Genomic DNA, 16,795 nt, shown 5'->3' with positions numbered 1-16,795 from the left:
GACGGTCGGGTTAGGTCGCCGCTACGGTTTAGGAATACCAGCACCACCGACGGAGACAGACCACCTCAATGTATGACCAGGTCAACATCGCCGATGCGGCGGATCCCACCGACGTCGGCTCACGCCTCGATCCGGTTCTCGCCCGGAGTTGGCTCTTGGTCAACGGGGCGCATCCCGACCGGTTCGAGGCCGCCACGCGCTCTCGCGCCGACATCGTCGTTCTTGACATCGAGGACGCGGTGGCTCCCAAGGACAAGAACACCGCCCGCGACAACGTCATCCGGTGGCTGGGCGCTGGCAACGCGGACTGGGTTCGCATCAACGGTTTTGGCACCCCCTGGTGGGCCGACGATATCGCCACGCTGGCCGGTAGCTCGGTGGGTGGGGTGATGCTGGCGATGGTGGAGTCGGTGGACCACGTCACCGAGACCGCCAGGCGGCTGCCTAACGTGCCGATCGTGGCGCTGGTGGAAACGGCCCGGGGTCTGGAACGCGTTACCGAGATCGCCGCCGCCAAGGGCACCTTCCGGCTGGCGTTCGGCATCGGAGACTTCCGCCGGGACACCGGCTTCGGCGAAGATCCGGGCACCCTGGCCTACGCGCGGTCGCGCTTCACCATCGCTTCCCGGGCGGCCAACCTGCCCAGCGCGATCGATGGGCCGACCATCGGCTCCAACGCGCTCAAGCTCATCGAGGCCACGGCGGTGTCCCTCGAGTTCGGGATGACCGGCAAGATCTGCCTTTCGCCGGACCAGTGCGCCGTGGTGAATGAGGGACTGTCCCCCTCACAGGACGAAATCTGCTGGGCGAAAGAGTTTTTCGCCGAGTTCGAACGCGACGGGGGAGAAATCCGCAACGGGTCGGATCTGCCACGCATCGCCCGGGCCACCAAGATCCTGGATTTGGCCCGGTCCTACGGCATCGAAGTGTCCGACTTCGAGGACGAGCCGGTGCACATGCCCGCTCCGACAGACACCTATCACTACTGAGGCACTATTCATGAGTGCCAGCCGGATCCGGGTCGCTCGGGTCTATGACGATGTCGATCCTCTGGTGCCGGGAGGTCGCGCCGTCCCAAGAGCTGCGCGAGTGGTACCACCACGAGCCCGAACGGTTCGACGAATTCGTGTCGCGATACCAGGCTGAACTGGCCGGCAACCCGGCGTTCGACGAACCGCGCACGCTGACCCGGCGCGGCGTCATCACCCTTGGTCACCGCCACCCGCGTGGACGCCCGACGTGCTGGCCGTCAGTAGTCGTACTGCGCCAGCGTGGCTTCGCCGGTCCGTTGGGGTCCAGCCGGCGACCCGGTGACCGACATCGCCGCCGGGACCATCTCACTGGTTACCAGCCCGTGGCGGGTCGTCAGCTCGTCGACGACGGCGAAACTACGCGCGATGGCCTCGGGTGTATCGACGATGATGGTGGTCGCCGGCACCCTACGGACGAGTTGAAACAGCTTGTCCCCGTGCGGTTGATGATCACCATGAAAGCCCCAAATGCCGCGCAGCACGGTCGCGCCGCGCGCCGTCTCGGACTGCAACAGCCGATCGACCAGCGCGCGGTGGATCGGCTGCCCCTGATGGCGGGTTGCTTCGGCGGTGTGCACCATGAGCTTCTGCCACAGGGCGCGCCCGTGGCTATCGGTCGGCGGCAGCTCTTGTGGGCGGGCGAACAGCTCGCCGTCGCGTTTGCACAGCCGCACCCGTTCGACGGTCAGCAGCGGGTTGGGCAGCGTGGCGGCGAGTTCGGTCGCGGCGGTGCGAACCTGCGCCGCCGTCCCGATGGCGATGATCATCTGCGGGACGTTGACGTTGCGGCCGAAGAAACGGGCCCGGTAGCGCTCGCCATGGGCGGTCCCGTCGACTCCGAGAAGCACTGTGGCACCGGCGAATCCGTGACGGTGGCACAGCTCGCAGACGGCGTAGTAGGCCGGCTTGCCGGCCATCCGCACCTGGCGGCCGACGTAGACCGTGAGTTTGACCGCGTCGCCCGTCCGGTCGTCGACGTCGTTGAGCGCGTCGGCGCCGATGTCCCGGGTGACCAGGCGCGCCCGTTCCAACGTCACCAGCCCGCGGTCGACCAGCCCGGTCGCCTCGTCGACCAGGGAGCGAATCTTCGACTCGACGTCGACGGCGGCGATGGTCACCGGTGGATCCTCGGACAAGCTCAGCGACTCGTCGGAGCGCAGCACGTGTTTGCTGCCGAAACCGGTGGTGCCGCGCAACATCACGCTGGTCGCGATGTCGTGGGCGCCGAACAGATCCAGCATCGCGTCGGCGAGAAACCCCCGGGCTCGTCCGCCCGCGCGTTGCCGCTCGCCGAAGTACGCGGTCAACTTCAGGCAGGGCTGGTTCATAGCTGCTCCGCGATCCATTGCCCGAGTAGCGCCGCGGCCAGACCGAGCAGCACGCTGACGGCGATGTTGGCGAACGCCGCCGGCAGTTGACGCTCTTCGGTGAGGCGCTGGGTTTCCAGCATCCAGGTGGAAAACGTGGTGTAGGCGCCGACGAACGCGGTGCCGGCCAGCAAGGTCACGTCCTTGGACAGCAGCAGGCCGCCGAGAAACCCTAGCAGCGCGGCGCCGCTGATGTTCACCGTCAGCGTGCCGTACGGAAACGCGCGCGCCATCCGGCGGGCGACCGTGCGATCGACCAGAAAGCGCGCCACCGACCCGATGCCGCCGATGAGCATGACGCCCACCCAGACGAGCGCCGTTGCCGCCGTCATCCGCGCACTCGGACCCGACGCACCAAGACCGTGGCCAGATGGACCGCCAGCAGGCCCAACGCGATGCTGATCACGGTGTAGCAGGTGGCCAAGGCCCAATGGCCGTGTTCGATCATCTTGAGCGTCTCGACCTGCATCGTCGAAAAGGTGGTCAGCCCGCCGCACAATCCGGTGCCCAGCAGCGGGCGTCGATAACTCGACACCGGCAACCGCTCCAACAATCGGGTGGTGAAGTAACCCACCAGAACCGCACCCACGATGTTGACGGTGAACGTCGGCCACGGCCACCGCGCCGGGTCGGGGACGGCGAGGGTGGCCAGCGCCGCTCGGGCCAGGGCGCCCACCGCTCCGCCGGCGAAAATCGCCGCCAATTCCCGGTAATCGTGGTTTGCCACTGGTGAATTCCCTCCGGTCTGCCGTTGGCGCGCCTTCGCAGCGTAATGCCTGGGTTGGACCGACGTGTCACCGAGGAAGCCCGCGGCAGCCACTACGGGGCAGAATGGGTAGCCATGGTGGCCCACCCGCGAGCCGGCCAGCCGGCCCAGCCCGAGGACCTGGTCGATCTGTGCCACCTGGTCACGGCGTACTACACGCGGCAACCCGACCCCGACGACGTGGCCCAGCAGGTGGTCTTCGGCACGTCGGGGCATCGCGGCTCGGCGCTGAACGGAGCGTTCAACGAAGCCCATATTCTGGCCATCACCCAGGCCATCGTCGAGTACCGCGCGGCGCGGGGCATCACCGGTCCGTTGTTCATCGGCCGGGATACGCATGGGCTTTCGGAGCCGGCATGGGTGTCGGCGCTGGAGGTGCTGGCCGCCAATGAAGTGCTGGCGGTGGTGGACTCCCGCGACCGCTACACTCCGACACCGGCGATCAGCCACGCCATCGGGACCTACAACCGCGGGCGCAGCGCGGCGCTGGCCGACGGGATCGTGGTGACCCCGTCGCACAACCCGCCGTGCGATGGTGGCTTCAAATACAACCCGCCCAACGGCGGCCCGGCAGGCAGCGACGCGACCAACGCGATAGCCAAGCGCGCCAACGAGATTCTGCGTGCCGGCTCCGCGGTGAAACGGGTATCGCTGGCCCGCGCACTGCAGACTGCGCACCGCCACGACTACCTGGCCAGCTATGTCGACGACCTGCCGAACGTGGTCGACGTGGCCGCCATCCGCGAGGCCGGGGTGGCCATCGGTGCCGACCCGCTGGGCGGGGCCAGCGTCGACTACTGGGGAGAGATCGCCCAGCGCCATGGTCTGGAGCTGACGGTGGTCAATCCCTTGGTGGATGCGACGTGGCGGTTCATGACGCTGGACACCGACGGCAAGATCCGGATGGACTGCAGCTCGCCCGACGCGATGGCCGGGCTCATCCGAACGATGTTCGGCAACCGCGACCGCTACCAGATCGCCACCGGCAACGACGCCGACGCCGACCGGCACGGCATCGTCACCCCCGACGAGGGCCTGATGAACCCGAATCACTATCTGGCGGTGGCCATCGACTACCTCTACACCCACCGGCCGTCCTGGCCGGTGGCCTTGGCCGTCGGCAAGACCGCGGTCAGCTCCTCGATCATCGACCGGGTTGTCGCCGGCATCGGACGCCGGCTCATCGAGGTCCCGGTGGGGTTCAAATGGTTCGTCGACGGCCTGATTGGCGGCACGATCGGCTTCGGCGGCGAGGAGTCGGCCGGGGCCTCGTTTCTGCGGCGCGACGGAGCGGTGTGGACCACCGACAAGGACGGCATCATCATGGCGTTGCTGGCCGCCGAGATCCTGGCCGTCACCGGCGCCACACCGTCGCAGCGGTATCGGGCGCTGGCCGGCCACTACGGCACGCCGTCGTACGCGCGGATCGATGCGCCCGCCGACCGTGCGCAGAAAGCCCGGTTGGCCACGCTGTCGGCCGAGCAGGTCACCGCCACCGAGCTGGCGGGGGAGCCGATCACCGCAAAGCTGACCGCCGCGTCGGGCAACGGTGCGCCGCTGGGCGGGCTCAAGGTGACCACGCCCAACGCGTGGTTTGCCGCCCGACCGTCGGGCACTGAGGACGTCTACAAGATCTACGCGGAGTCGTTTCTGGGGCCAGAGCACCTGGCCCAGGTGCAGCAGACCGCCCGCGAGGTGGTCTGTCGAGTGATCGGGTGCGGGCCCGGTTGACCTGAGTCGAGGTGCCTCACGTAATTGTGAGCGCGAAGGGTGGGCTGATGCCTCACGCATGCTGAGTGCGTGGGGCTTGCGTCACTTCGCCTTGGCCAATCGGTTGGTTGACGGGACCGATGCTTGCAGGTCGATGTGGCGGGCGGCGGCGAGGGCCTGGGTCTTGGCCTTGGCCAGGTCCAGCAGCCGCATTTGGATGGTGTGGATCTGGCGGGTCAGGCCGGCCTGGTTGATCCCCTCGATTCGAGCAGCCCCGCCCTGTGTACATGTGCCGGCCACATGAAAGCTGTTGGGCATCAAGGACGCCGGATGCCTGCAGGCGCTGCCACCGGGTGGCCGGCTGGTCATAGACACGCTTGCGGCGACCGGTCGCGGTGGTGGTAGTCGACGGGCTTTTGGTCGGGGTGAAGAAATTCAGGCGCGGCGACACCGGCACCAATACACGGTGGCGCGCTGCGGCATGTGCCCTCGAGGCAAGGTCAACATCGCCTGGATGTGTGCTGCGCTGTTGGCCGCTGACATCGCCGCGAGGTCGCACCAACGCCATCCCGGCCTGTGGGGTGAGTGACGGGACTCGAACCCGCGACACCCAGGATCACAACCTGGTGCTCTACCAACTGAACTACACTCACCATGGCCGCCGGCCCCGTGGGGTCAACGAGCGGCGACGTCGATATTAGCCGCTCGGGGGCGCCTCGGCCGAATCGACATCTTCCGGCGCGCCGGCCCCGTCCGAAAGTTCGGCGACGATCGCCGCGATGTCGCTGGTAGAGGGCCCTGGTAGCGGCACGAATGCGGTGCGCCGATAGTACTGCAGTTCACGGATGGATTCGTGGATGTCGGCCAGCGCCCGGTGGGTAAGCCCCTTGGCCGGCTGGCCGAAGTAGATCCTGGGGTACCAGCGTCGGCAGAGTTCCTTGATCGAGCTGACGTCGATCATCCGGTAGTGCAGAAACGAGTCCAGTGTGGGCATGTCGCGGGCGATGAACGCGCGATCGGTGGCGATCGAGTTGCCCGCCAGCGGGGCCGTCTTGGGTTGCTTGACGTGCTCGTTGATGTAGTCGAGCACCATAGTCTCGGCGGTCGCTAGGTCGACCGTCGACGCCTTCACCTCGTCGATCAGCCCGGAACGCGCGTGCATCTCGGCGACCACGTCGATCATCGACGACAGGACGGCGTCGTCGGCGTGGATCACCACGTCGACTCCGTCGCCGAGAATGTTCAGATCGGCGTCGGTGACCAGGGCTGCGATCTCGATCAGCTGGTCGCAGCGCACGTCGAGGCCGGTCATCTCGCAGTCGATCCAGACCAGTTCGTCACGCACAGCGCTCAAGCGTAGGCCCACGTCAGCCGTCGCCACTGCCACACCCTGGCAAGTAGTGTGATGCGGTGCCGGTACGGCACGGGTGGCCACCCGGGAAGGGGGACGCGGCACGATGAGCACCGAATCGGCTGAGAGTGGGCGTGGCGGGCCCGCGCAACGGATCTCGGCCGGCTACGCCGTCGACGGCCAGGCTTTGGAGCTGGGCACGGTCGTCGTCGACGGCCAGCCCGACCCGACCGCGCGGATCCGCATTCCATTGGCCACCATCAACCGCCATGGCCTGGTGGCCGGGGCCACCGGAACCGGCAAGACCAAGACGCTGCAGCTGATCGCCGAGCAGCTCAGCGCGGCCGGTGTGGCGGTGCTGATGGCCGACGTGAAGGGCGATTTGTCCGGTTTGGCCCGCCCGGGGGAACCCAACGTCAAGACCGCCGCGCGCGCGACGGACACCGGCGACGATTGGTCGCCGACGGCGTTCCCGGTGGAGTTCCTGTCGCTGGGTACCGGTGGGGTTGGGGTTCCGGTGCGGGCAACCATTTCCAGCTTCGGCCCGATTCTGCTGGCAAAGGTGTTGGGGCTCAACGCTACTCAGGAATCGACGCTGGGGTTGATCTTCCACTGGGCAGATCAGCGGGGACTTCCGCTGCTGGATTTGCAGGATCTGCGTGCGGTCATCAGCTATCTGATCGGTGACGAGGGCAAAGCCGAGCTGAAATCCCTTGGGGCGGTGTCTGCTACCACGGCAGGCGTCATCCTGAGGGCCTTGGTCAACCTGGAAGCCGAGGGCGCTGACACGTTCTTCGGCGAGCCGGAACTCAAACCCGAGCACCTGCTGCGTGTCGATGGCGACGGCCGCGGCATCATCTCGCTGCTGGAGTTCAGCGGCGGCCAATCCCTGCGCCCGGTGATGTTCTCCACCTTTCTGATGTGGGTGCTGGCGGACCTGTTCACGTTCCTACCCGAGGTGGGCGACCTGGACAAACCCAAGCTGGTGTTCTTCTTCGACGAGGCGCACCTGTTGTTCACCGACGCCTCCAAGGCTTTCCTCGAACAGGTCGAGCAGACCGTCAAGCTGATTCGCTCCAAGGGCGTGGGGGTGTTCTTCTGCACCCAGTTGCCCACGGATCTGCCCAACGACGTCCTTTCCCAGCTGGGCGCCCGCATTCAACATGCGCTGCGGGCATTTACCCCCGATGACCAAAGGGCGCTCGGCAGGACCGTCCGCACCTATCCGAAAACCGATGTCTACGACCTGGGGTCCGCGCTGACGTCGCTCGGCATTGGCGAGGCCGTCGTCACCGTGCTCTCGGAGAAGGGTGCGCCGACACCGGTCGCCTGGACCCGCATGAGGGTGCCACGGTCGCTGATGGGTGCGATCGGCGCCGAGGCGATTGGCGCTGCGGCCCAGGCAAGCTCGTTGCAGGCCGTATATGGCCAGACCATCGACCGCCCATCCGCCCACGAGATACTGAGCGCCAAACTCGCGCCGGCGCAGGAGGCCCCGGCCCCGGAGGCCCCGGCCCCGGAGGCCCCGGCCCCGAGGGGGCAGTACGATCCGCTGCCCTGGCCGGACGATTTTGAAGTTCCGCCGATGCCCGCTCCGGCGGAGCCCCAGGGCCCCCGGGTGTGGGAGGAGATACTCAAGAATCCGACGGTCAAGAGCGTCCTTAACACCACCGCACGCGAGATCACCCGCAGCATCTTCGGCACCGGGCGCCGCCGCCGGAAGTGATGCCTAGCCGCTCCCAAGCTTCTTGTAAAAAGCACCCACGATTGGCGCCACGATGGCGCGCGGAGCGTATTGGCTGGCCACCGACATCGCCTTTGACGTCAGACCCGGAACGACGCGCATCTTGTTGCGCTCCAAGGCATTCAGCGATACCCGAGCGGTGTGCTCCGTGGAAATCCACAGGAAGTCCGGCACCAGCTTCTCGACCAGTGACGCTTCGGAGGCATCCGGTAGCTCGGTGCGAACCGGGCCCGGGGCCAGCAGCGTGACGTGCACGCCGGAGCCGCGTAGCTCACCGCGCAGAGATTCACTGAAGGTGTTCACGAAGGCCTTGGTGGCGGCATAGGTGGCGTTGTAGGGAATCGGTGAATTGCCTGCTGCCGAACCAGAAATCAATATGCCGCCGGCCTTGCGCTCGATCATGCCCGGCAACACCGCCAACGTAAGGTCGTGCACCGCCACGGCATTCAGCTGCACCTGCGCCTTTTCGCCGGCCGGATCGAGCGATGCGATCGGGCCGAATGTCGCGGTACCCGCGTTGGCGCACAGGATCGAGATGGGCCGGGCGGCCAGCTCGTCGGCCAGTTTCGATCGTTCTTGCGGATCGGCCAGATCGGCCGGTCGCACGTCGACCGTGACGCGGTACTTGTCGGCCAGCCGGGCAGCCAACTCGGTCAACACGTCCTCGCGCCGCGCGGTGACGATCAGGTGGTGCCCGCGTGCGGCCAGTTCGGTGGCCAGCGCCGCGCCGATGTTCTGCGAAGCCCCGGTGACAACGGCACGTGCATCGGGGCTGGGCGCGGGTATCGGCATGCGCCAATCGTAGACACGGCGCGATCGCAAGCGCGGCGTAGCCGGGCGCAGCGGGTCGCTACCAATGCACATGCGTGGCGATCGCAAGCGCGGCGTAGCCGGGCGCAGCGGGTCGCTACCAATGCACATGCGTGGCGATCGCAAGCGCGGCGTAGCCGGGCGCAGCGGGTCGCTACCAATGCACATAGAGTGCCGGGCATGAACAACCCGGGTTCAGGTGCGGGCCTCCTGCCGCAGTTCCGGGTGGTGGCCTGGGCGTTGTGGGATGGCGGTTCCACCGGTCTCAACGCCATCGTGACGACGTTCGTGTTCTCCGTCTATCTGACCAGCACCGTGGGGGAGGGAATGCCCGGCGGCAGCTCACCGGCGAGTTGGTTGGGTCGTGCGGGGGCCGTGGCCGGGTTGACCATCGGGGTGTTGGCCCCGGTCGTCGGCGTGTGGGTGGAATCCCCGCACCGTCGTCGCGGAGCCCTGGCCGTGCTGACCGTCACCGCGGTTGTGCTGACTTGCGCGATGTTCCTGATCCGCGACGACCCCCGCTACCTGTGGGCCGGGCTGGTGCTGCTGGCGGCCACGGCGGCATGCAGCGAACTGGCCAGCGTCCCGTACAACGCGATGCTGCGCCAACTTTCCACCCCGCAGACCGCGGGCCGGATCTCCGGCCTCGGGTGGGCGTCGGGGTATGTCGGCAGCGTCGTGTTGCTGCTGGTGGTCTATCTGGGTTTCATCTCAGGCACCGGCCCCGAACGTGGGCTGCTGCACCTGCCCGCGGCGGACGGCCTCAATGTGCGGGCGGCGATGTTGATGGCAGCGGGATGGCTGGCGATGTTGGCGATGCCGTTGCTGTTGCTGGCACACCGGCTACCCGATCGTGGGGAGGTGGCCCAGCCGCCGACCAGCATGCTGGGCGGTTATCGCAAGCTGTGGGCGGAGATCACCGCGGAGTGGCGACGCGACCGCAACCTGGTCTATTTCCTGGTGGCCAGTGCGGTCTTCCGCGACGGGCTGGCGGCGATCTTCGCCTTCGGTGCGGTGCTGGGCGTCAACGCATTCGACCTCACCCAGGCCGACGTCCTGATATTTGGTGTGGCCGGAAGCGTGGTGGCGGCGCTGGGCGCCGCGCTGGGCGGGTTTGTCGACCACCGGATCGGATCCAAACCGGTCATCGTCGGGTCCCTGGCGGCGATCATCACCTCGGCGCTCACGTTGATGACGCTGTCGGGCCCGAAGGCGTATTGGGTGTGCGGACTGCTGCTGTGTCTGTTCATCGGCCCGTCGCAGTCGTCGGCACGCGCGCTGTTGCTGCACATGGCTCAGCACGGCAAGGAGGGGGTGGCCTTCGGTCTCTACACGATGACCGGCCGCGCGGTGTCGTTCGTGGCGCCCTGGTTGTTCTCCGTCTTCGTCGACGTGTTCCACGCGGTCCGCGCCGGCCTGGGCGGGATATGCCTGGTGCTGACCGCAGGCCTGCTGCTCATGCTGCGAGTACGGGTTCCGCGGCACGGTGGCGCGGTGGCAGTCGATACGCCTTAGGCCTTTAGTTTTCGGGGACGTCGCAGAACGTCAAGCCCATTCCGGTGCGCTGGCGTACCTGAACCCCGGCCACGGTGATCGAGCAGGTGACGTTGTGGCCGATATTGACGATGGTGACGTTCGCCGGGTGAGCGGCCGTCGTCGGCAGGCTGACTGCTTTGCTCCACGGCAGCGACACGTTGAACTCGGTTTGGATGACACCGCCGGTATCCAGGTAGGTGACGCTGATCGCGCGGCCCTCGCCGGTCACGGTGTAGACAACGGTCTGCAAGGCGCCGGCGACGGTGGTCTCGGTGGTGGTCCCCGAGCCGCTCGTCGTGGGCGCCGGCGCGGCGCTGGGTGCGGGCGATGTCCTGGTGGTCAGGGTCGGGAGTGTCGAACTCGGTGCGGGCATCGGGGGCAGCGGCTCGAGCGCGGTCTGGTTTTTCGCCGAACCGTTGGCGACGACCAGCGCAATGACCAACCCGACAACCAGCAACACCGCGGCGCCGGCGGCGACCCACAACCAGCGCGGCGCTCCCGAGGCGTGCGGCGGCGGAGCCAGCCCGTCGGGAGGAAATTCGCCGGGCGGCGTCTGGTCCTGCTGCCAGTACTGCGGTAGCCATTGGGTCGGGTTCGGCGCGTTCGGGTCCCGTGCCCACGGCGGAAGATAACCGCTGTAGGTGGGTGCGTAGGGTGCTTGGCCGGCATAGGCCGGGTCGGTGGGCGGCGGATTCTGCGAACCGTGCGGTCCCGACGGTCCTGTACCCGACGGTTGGGGATCAAACCGTTGGGGTCGACGTGGATCGTTCATGTCCACCTCATGGGTTGCAGGGTACCGTCGCCGGGCCATCGGGCGGATGTCTGCCCCGACGACCTCCGCCCGCGGAAATCTTCAACAAGTGTTGACATCAGCGGGCTGGCCCGCGCAGTTTCCTCAACAAGCGCTGACGAACCGTCTACTTCAACGCGCGGCCATGCAGGAGCGGGGTGGGGGCCATGAAATTTGGCGTTGCTGTGTCGATCAGATGCGCCTTTCGCCCAATATGTCATTCCTGCATTTCCGGGCAGATCGGCAGGTCTACTCACCGGCGGCCATGAGCGCGGCGATCGTCATCGCTCTCATGACGGCGCGGGAACGCGCCATGCGCGCCGGCTTGGTATCGGCCGATTTCATGCTGTGCGGGGTGGAGTTCAACAGCCCGAACGCCGCATGCGCCATCAGGCGCGCGTCAGCCTCGGCCAGATCGGGTTTCAGCTCGCGCAGCACGCCGACCCACACCTCCACATACTGCCGCTGTGCCCTGCGCACCTGCCGCTCGGCGGCCGCGGGCAAATGCGCAAGGTCACGGTCTTGGATCCGGATGAGATCCGGCTCGCCCAGCGCAAAGTCGAGGTGAAAATCGATCAAGCCGGCCAGGGCCGTCGCGGCGTCAGAGCTGCGGGCCGTCACCTGGCGGGCACCGGCAAGTAGCCGGGCGCTGATCCCCACCAGCAGCTCGACCAGCAGCGACTCCTTGTTGGGGAAGTGCCGGTAGATCGCTGGGCCGCTGACGCCGGCCGCGGCGCCGATGTCCTCCAGCCGCACCGCCAGAAATCCACGTTCGGCAAAGAGCCGTTCGGCGGCCGACAGAAGTTGCAGCCGCCGGTTGGACTTCAACTGGCTGCGACGATTTGGGGCCTCCGGCTGGCCCAACCGGCCGTACGAGTCGGACACTGTCATGACGGCCTCCGTACCCAACTCGTCCTGGACACTTCGGTTAACCGTCACTAACGTAGCACGAGTTATTGACTGTTAACTCCGTACGGGCGGAGAAGCTGTGGCAGACCTTTCCTATGACCGCGGTCCGACAACACCCGGCCTGCTCGAGATGACGATCGGCGCCAACTTGGCGGTCACCGCCGGCGCATACCCACAGCGGGACGCACTCGTCGACGTCGCGGCGGGGCGGCGGTGGAGTTACGCCGAACTGCTGGCGGACGTGCGCCATTTGGCGACGGGGTTGATCCGGGCGGGGATCGGCGCGGGCGATCGGGTGGGGATCTGGGCGCCGAACCGGTGGGAGTGGGTCCTTGTCCAATACGCGACCGCGGAGATCGGCGCGATCTTGGTGACTATCAACCCCGCCTATCGAGCCCGCGAATTGGAATACGCGCTCCGGCAATCCGGCGTCGTGATGGTGATCGCCGCACAAGGTTTCAAGGATGCGGACTACGCGACGATGCTGACCGAGGTGGCGCCGAATTGCCCGGACCTAGAACATACGGTGTTGCTGGGCAGCGATCGCTGGGAAGCGCTGGTCGGCGCGGATACCGACCTGCCGGCATTGCGGAAGATAGCGGCGTCGCTGGACAGCCGCGATCCTGTCAATATCCAATACACCTCCGGCACAACGGGATATCCCAAGGGCGTCACGCTGAGCCACCGCAACATCCTCAACAACGGCTACCTGGTAGGTGAGCTGCTCGGATACACCGCACACGATCGGATCTGCATCCCGGTGCCGTTCTATCACTGCTTCGGCATGGTGATGGGCAATCTGGCTGCCACCAGCCACGGTGCCTGCATGGTGATTCCGGCGGCCGGCTTCGATCCCGCCGCCACCCTGCGGGCGGTGCAGACGCAGCGATGTACCAGCCTCTACGGGGTGCCGACGATGTTCATCGCCGAACTCGGTCTGCCGGATTTCGCCGACTACCAGCTGAGCAGCCTGCGCACCGGGATCATGGCGGGCTCGCCGTGCCCGGTCGAGGTGATGCGCCAGGTGATCGAGCGCATGCACATGCCCGAGGTGTCGATCTGCTACGGCATGACCGAGACATCACCCGTTGCCACCCAGACACGCACCGACGATTCGCTTCAGCAACGCGTGGGCACGGTCGGCCGGGTGGGCCCGCATCTGGAGATCAAGGTGGTGGACCCGGCCACCGGTCAGACCGTGGCGCGCGGAGTGCCCGGAGAGTTCTGCACGCGCGGCTATTCGGTGATGGCCGGCTATTGGAATGACCCGGCCAAGACCGCGGAGGTGGTCGACGCCGAGGGCTGGATGCACACCGGAGATCTGGCCGCGATGGACACCTACGGGTACGTGCGGATCACCGGTCGGATCAAGGACATCGTCGTTCGCGGTGGTGAGAACATTTCGCCCCGCGAGATCGAGGAATTCCTGCACACCCATCCCGATATCGTGGACGGCCACGTCATCGGGGTGCCCGATGAACGCTACGGCGAGGAGCTCATGGCGGTGGTCAAACTGCGCGACGGGGCACCGGAGCTGACCGTTGAGCGGTTGCGCGACTTCTGTACAGGCCGGATCGCCACGTTCAAGATCCCGCGGTATCTGTGGATCGTCGACGAGTTCCCGATGACCGTGACGGGCAAGGTGCGCAAGGTGGAGATGCGCCGACAGGCGATGGAGCACCTGCGCGGCCAGGCCTGAGCGCTGCGTGCTGCCGCCGTCTCTGGACGCGTCCGGCGGGCGGTGGTATTGTCACCTCCGGTTAATGGCCATTAACTGAAAGCCCGACGGCGAGGAGACTCTGCGGTAATGGACAAGGTGGTGGCCACCGCTGCGGAGGCGGTTGCGGACATAACCGACGGGTCGTCCCTGGCGGTCGGGGGGTTCGGGCTGTGCGGCATCCCCGACGCGCTGATCGCCGCGTTGGCCGAAAGCGGGGTGAGTGATCTGGTGACGGTGTCCAACAACTGCGGTATCGACGGCGTGGGCCTTGGAGTATTGTTGGACCGCAAGCGCATTCGCCGGACCATCTCTTCTTACGTGGGCGAGAACAAAGAGTTTGCTCGCCAGTTCCTCTCCGGCGAACTCGAGGTGGAACTGACCCCGCAGGGCACCTTGGCCGAGCGGCTGCGCGCCGGCGGCATGGGCATACCGGCCTTCTATACCCCGGCCGGGGTAGGTACCCAGATCGCCGACGGAGGATTGCCGTGGCGGTACGACGCCTCCGGTGCGGTCGCGGAGATGTCGCCCCCCAAGGAGACCCGCGAGTTCGACGGGGTCACCTACGTTCTCGAACGGGCGATTCGCACGGACTTCGCCCTGGTGCATGCCTGGAAGGGTGACCGGCACGGCAACCTGGTGTACCGGCATGCGGCCGGCAACTTCAATCCCGAGTGCGCGGCCGCCGGGCGGATCACCATCGCCGAGGTGGAACACCTTGTCGAGCCCGGGGAGATCGACCCGGCCGCGGTGCACACCCCTGGCGTGTTCGTGCAGCGGCTGGTGCATGTGCCCAATCCCGCCAAGCGGATCGAGAAAGAAACGGTGCGCCAATGAGCGGCATCGGCTGGAGCAGGGAAGACATGGCCGCGCGGGTGGCGGCCGAGTTCAAGGACGGCCAATACGTCAACCTCGGCATCGGCATGCCCACCCTGATTCCCAACCACATACCGGAGGGCGTGCATGTCGTCTTGCATTCGGAGAATGGGATCCTCGGTGTCGGCCCCTACCCTCGGCGTGAGGACGTGGATGCCGACCTGATCAATGCGGGCAAGGAGACGGTCACCACGCTGCCGGGTGCCGCGTTCTTCAGTTCGTCGACCTCGTTCGGAATCATTCGCGGCGGCCATCTCGACGTCGCGGTGCTTGGGGCCATGCAGGTTTCGGCTTCCGGTGATCTGGCCAACTGGATGATCCCGGGCAAGATGGTCAAAGGCATGGGCGGCGCGATGGATCTGGTGCACGGTGCCCGCAAGGTGATCGTGATGATGGAGCACACCGCCAAGGACGGCAGCCCGAAGATCCTCGAACGCTGCACCCTGCCGCTGACCGGCGTGGGCTGTGTCGACCGCATTGTCACCGAGCTCGCGGTCATCGACGTCTGCATCGACGGCCTGCGCCTGATCGAGACCGCCCCCGGCGTATCGGTCGACGAGGTCGTCGCGAAAACCGAACCGCCGCTTGTGCTTGAGGACGTGGCGAGTCGGTGAACACTATCGCGCCCTCGTTCGCCGACGAGCATCGCCGGCTGGTGGCGGAGTTGAACGCCAAGCTGGCGGTCGCGGCCCTGGGCGGCAATGAACGGGCCCGGGAGCGACACGTCAGCCGCGGCAAGCTGCTACCCCGCGAACGGGTGGACCGCCTGCTCGACCCGGGCAGCCCGTTTTTGGAGCTCGCCCCGCTGGCCGCCGGTGGCATGTACGACGACGAATCCCCGGGTGCGGGCATTATCACCGGGATCGGCCGGGTGTCCGGTCGCGAGTGCGTGATCGTCGCCAACGACGCGACCGTCAAGGGCGGCACCTACTACCCGATGACGGTCAAGAAGCACCTGCGCGCCCAGGAGGTTGCGCTGCAGAATCGGCTGCCGTGCATCTACCTGGTGGACTCCGGCGGTGCCTTCCTGCCGCGCCAGGACGAAGTGTTCCCGGACCGCGAGCACTTCGGGCGCATCTTCTACAACCAGGCGACGATGAGCGCCAGGGGTATCCCGCAGGTGGCGGCCGTGCTCGGCTCGTGCACGGCGGGCGGGGCCTACGTGCCGGCGATGAGCGACGAGGCCGTCATCGTCCGCGAGCAGGGCACGATCTTCCTCGGCGGTCCGCCCCTGGTGAAGGCGGCCACCGGCGAGATCGTCACGGCCGAAGAACTGGGCGGTGGCGACCTGCACTCGCGAATATCCGGCGTCACCGATCACCTCGCCGCCGATGACGAGGACGCGCTGCGCATCGTCCGCGCGATCGCGGCCACCTTCGGCCCGCGCGAGCCCGCCCAGTGGGAGGTGGGCCCGTCGGTCGAACCCAAACACGCCCAGACCGAGCTCTACGACATCGTGCCCCCGGATCCCCGGGTCCCCTATGACGTCCACGAGGTGATCGTCCGGATGGTCGACGGCAGCGAATTCAGCGAATTCAAAGCCAAATACGGCACGACCTTGGTGACCGCGTTCGCCCGCATCCACGGCCACCCCGTCGGGATCGTCGCCAACAACGGGGTGTTGTTCGGCGAATCCGCGCTCAAGGGAGCACATTTCATCGAGCTGTGCGACAAGCGAAAGATCCCGCTGCTGTTCCTGCAGAACATCGCCGGCTTCATGGTCGGCCGTGACTACGAGGCCGGCGGCATTGCCAAGCACGGCGCCAAGATGGTCACCGCGGTGGCGTGTGCCCGCGTGCCGAAGCTGACCGTCGTGATCGGCGGATCCTATGGCGCGGGCAACTATTCGATGTGCGGCCGGGCGTACTCGCCCCGCTTCCTGTGGATGTGGCCCAACGCGCGCATCTCGGTGATGGGTGGCGAGCAGGCGGCGTCGGTGCTGGCGACCGTGCGCGGCGAGCAGCTGGCAGCGGCTGGCACACCCTGGTCGGCCGACGAGGAGGAATCGTTCAAGGCGCCCATCCGTGCGCAGTACGAGGACCAGGGCAACCCCTACTACTCGACCGCGCGGCTGTGGGACGATGGCATCATCGACCCCGCCGATACCAGAATGGTTGTCGGACTTGCTCTGTCGGTGTGCGCCCACGCCCCGATGGAGCAGGTCGGCTACGGCGTTTTCCGGATGTGA

General features: G+C 66.9%; 16 protein-coding genes, 1 tRNA gene and 1 pseudogene. 9 read left to right on the top strand and 9 right to left on the bottom strand.

What is annotated here, in order from left to right; translation table 11 throughout:
* Positions 1–68 precede the first annotated feature (68 nt).
* Together G6N20_RS11405 and G6N20_RS11400 are read left to right on the top strand one after the other, a co-directional pair.
* Entirely contained in the window at positions 69–989 is a 921-nt protein-coding gene (locus G6N20_RS11405) for an HpcH/HpaI aldolase/citrate lyase family protein (RefSeq protein ID WP_083046131.1), read from the top strand.
* Positions 990–999: 10 nt separating this feature from the next.
* Positions 1,000–1,207: pseudogene (locus tag G6N20_RS11400) on the top strand (DUF488 domain-containing protein); the annotation flags it as partial.
* Positions 1,208–1,249: 42 nt separating this feature from the next.
* On the opposite strand, the gene G6N20_RS11395 reads toward G6N20_RS11400, so the two are convergent.
* Genes G6N20_RS11395 through crcB (G6N20_RS11385) form a run of 3 tightly spaced genes read right to left on the bottom strand, consistent with a single transcriptional unit; the run spans position 1,250 to position 3,125 of the window.
* Positions 1,250–2,359, bottom strand: a complete 1,110-nt coding sequence (locus G6N20_RS11395) for a DUF190 domain-containing protein (RefSeq protein ID WP_083046132.1) — start codon at positions 2,357–2,359, stop codon at positions 1,250–1,252.
* Positions 2,356–2,730, bottom strand: coding sequence for a fluoride efflux transporter CrcB (gene crcB, locus G6N20_RS11390; protein WP_083046133.1), 375 nt, complete (start codon positions 2,728–2,730; stop codon positions 2,356–2,358). Before crcB (G6N20_RS11390) ends, G6N20_RS11395 begins: the two co-directional genes overlap by 4 nt.
* The gene (crcB, locus tag G6N20_RS11385) at positions 2,727–3,125 is read right to left on the bottom strand and encodes a fluoride efflux transporter CrcB (RefSeq protein ID WP_083046134.1); all 399 of its coding nucleotides are present in this window, start codon (positions 3,123–3,125) and stop codon (positions 2,727–2,729) included. The genes crcB (G6N20_RS11390) and crcB (G6N20_RS11385) overlap by 4 nt, the downstream gene beginning before the upstream one ends.
* 114 nt (positions 3,126–3,239) lie before the next feature.
* Here crcB (G6N20_RS11385) and pgm point away from each other — a divergent pair, with 114 nt between their 5' ends.
* Complete coding sequence (gene pgm, locus G6N20_RS11380; RefSeq protein WP_083046232.1) at positions 3,240–4,895, top strand: phosphoglucomutase (alpha-D-glucose-1,6-bisphosphate-dependent); 1,656 nt, start codon at positions 3,240–3,242, stop codon at positions 4,893–4,895.
* 81 nt (positions 4,896–4,976) lie between these two features.
* Here pgm and G6N20_RS21240 read toward each other — a convergent pair whose 3' ends face one another.
* The 3 genes from G6N20_RS21240 to orn form a co-directional block, all read right to left on the bottom strand.
* A complete protein-coding gene (locus G6N20_RS21240) occupies positions 4,977–5,192 on the bottom strand; it encodes a hypothetical protein (RefSeq protein WP_232065331.1) in 216 nt (71 codons plus the stop codon).
* 259 nt (positions 5,193–5,451) lie between these two features.
* Positions 5,452–5,527, bottom strand: a tRNA-His gene (locus G6N20_RS11370).
* Between the two features lie 44 nt (positions 5,528–5,571).
* Positions 5,572–6,219, bottom strand: a complete 648-nt coding sequence (gene orn, locus G6N20_RS11365; protein ID WP_083046135.1) for an oligoribonuclease — start codon at positions 6,217–6,219, stop codon at positions 5,572–5,574.
* Positions 6,220–6,331: 112 nt separating this feature from the next.
* On the opposite strand from orn, the gene G6N20_RS11360 reads away from it, so the two are divergent.
* The gene (locus G6N20_RS11360; protein WP_163662942.1) at positions 6,332–7,951 is read left to right on the top strand and encodes a helicase HerA-like domain-containing protein; all 1,620 of its coding nucleotides are present in this window, start codon (positions 6,332–6,334) and stop codon (positions 7,949–7,951) included.
* A gap of 3 nt (positions 7,952–7,954) precedes the next feature.
* Here the strand turns inward: G6N20_RS11360 and cmrA are convergent, their stop codons facing one another.
* A complete protein-coding gene (gene cmrA / locus G6N20_RS11355) occupies positions 7,955–8,761 on the bottom strand; it encodes a mycolate reductase (protein WP_083046136.1) in 807 nt (268 codons plus the stop codon).
* A gap of 198 nt (positions 8,762–8,959) precedes the next feature.
* Between cmrA and G6N20_RS11350 the strand changes: the two genes are divergently transcribed.
* Entirely contained in the window at positions 8,960–10,294 is a 1,335-nt protein-coding gene (locus G6N20_RS11350) for an MFS transporter (protein WP_083046138.1), read from the top strand.
* A gap of 4 nt (positions 10,295–10,298) precedes the next feature.
* On the opposite strand, the gene G6N20_RS11345 is transcribed toward G6N20_RS11350, so the two are convergent.
* Together G6N20_RS11345 and G6N20_RS11340 are read right to left on the bottom strand one after the other, a co-directional pair.
* Positions 10,299–11,087 carry an MmpS family transport accessory protein gene (locus G6N20_RS11345; protein ID WP_083046139.1) on the bottom strand — a complete coding sequence of 263 codons (789 nt, stop codon included), beginning with the start codon at positions 11,085–11,087 and terminating at the stop codon, positions 10,299–10,301.
* Between the two features lie 267 nt (positions 11,088–11,354).
* Positions 11,355–11,996 carry an SACE_7040 family transcriptional regulator gene (locus tag G6N20_RS11340; RefSeq protein ID WP_083046140.1) on the bottom strand — a complete coding sequence of 214 codons (642 nt, stop codon included), beginning with the start codon at positions 11,994–11,996 and terminating at the stop codon, positions 11,355–11,357.
* Between the two features lie 148 nt (positions 11,997–12,144).
* Between G6N20_RS11340 and G6N20_RS11335 the strand changes: the two genes are divergently transcribed.
* From G6N20_RS11335 to G6N20_RS11320, 4 genes are all read left to right on the top strand, one after another.
* Positions 12,145–13,713, top strand: a complete 1,569-nt coding sequence (locus G6N20_RS11335) for an AMP-binding protein (protein WP_083046234.1) — start codon at positions 12,145–12,147, stop codon at positions 13,711–13,713.
* A 108-nt stretch (positions 13,714–13,821) separates the two neighbouring features.
* The gene (locus tag G6N20_RS11330; protein ID WP_083046141.1) at positions 13,822–14,568 is read left to right on the top strand and encodes a CoA transferase subunit A; all 747 of its coding nucleotides are present in this window, start codon (positions 13,822–13,824) and stop codon (positions 14,566–14,568) included.
* The gene (locus tag G6N20_RS11325) at positions 14,565–15,221 is read left to right on the top strand and encodes a CoA transferase subunit B (RefSeq protein ID WP_083046142.1); all 657 of its coding nucleotides are present in this window, start codon (positions 14,565–14,567) and stop codon (positions 15,219–15,221) included. Before G6N20_RS11330 ends, G6N20_RS11325 begins: the two co-directional genes overlap by 4 nt.
* A complete protein-coding gene (locus G6N20_RS11320) occupies positions 15,218–16,795 on the top strand; it encodes a carboxyl transferase domain-containing protein (protein WP_083046143.1) in 1,578 nt (525 codons plus the stop codon). Before G6N20_RS11325 ends, G6N20_RS11320 begins: the two co-directional genes overlap by 4 nt.

This window comes from Mycobacterium shinjukuense (genome assembly GCF_010730055.1).
Classification (GTDB): Bacteria; Actinomycetota; Actinomycetes; order Mycobacteriales; family Mycobacteriaceae; genus Mycobacterium; species Mycobacterium shinjukuense.
The sequence above is the reverse complement of the archived record's forward strand: the minus strand, read 5'-3'. Positions and strand labels throughout refer to the sequence as shown.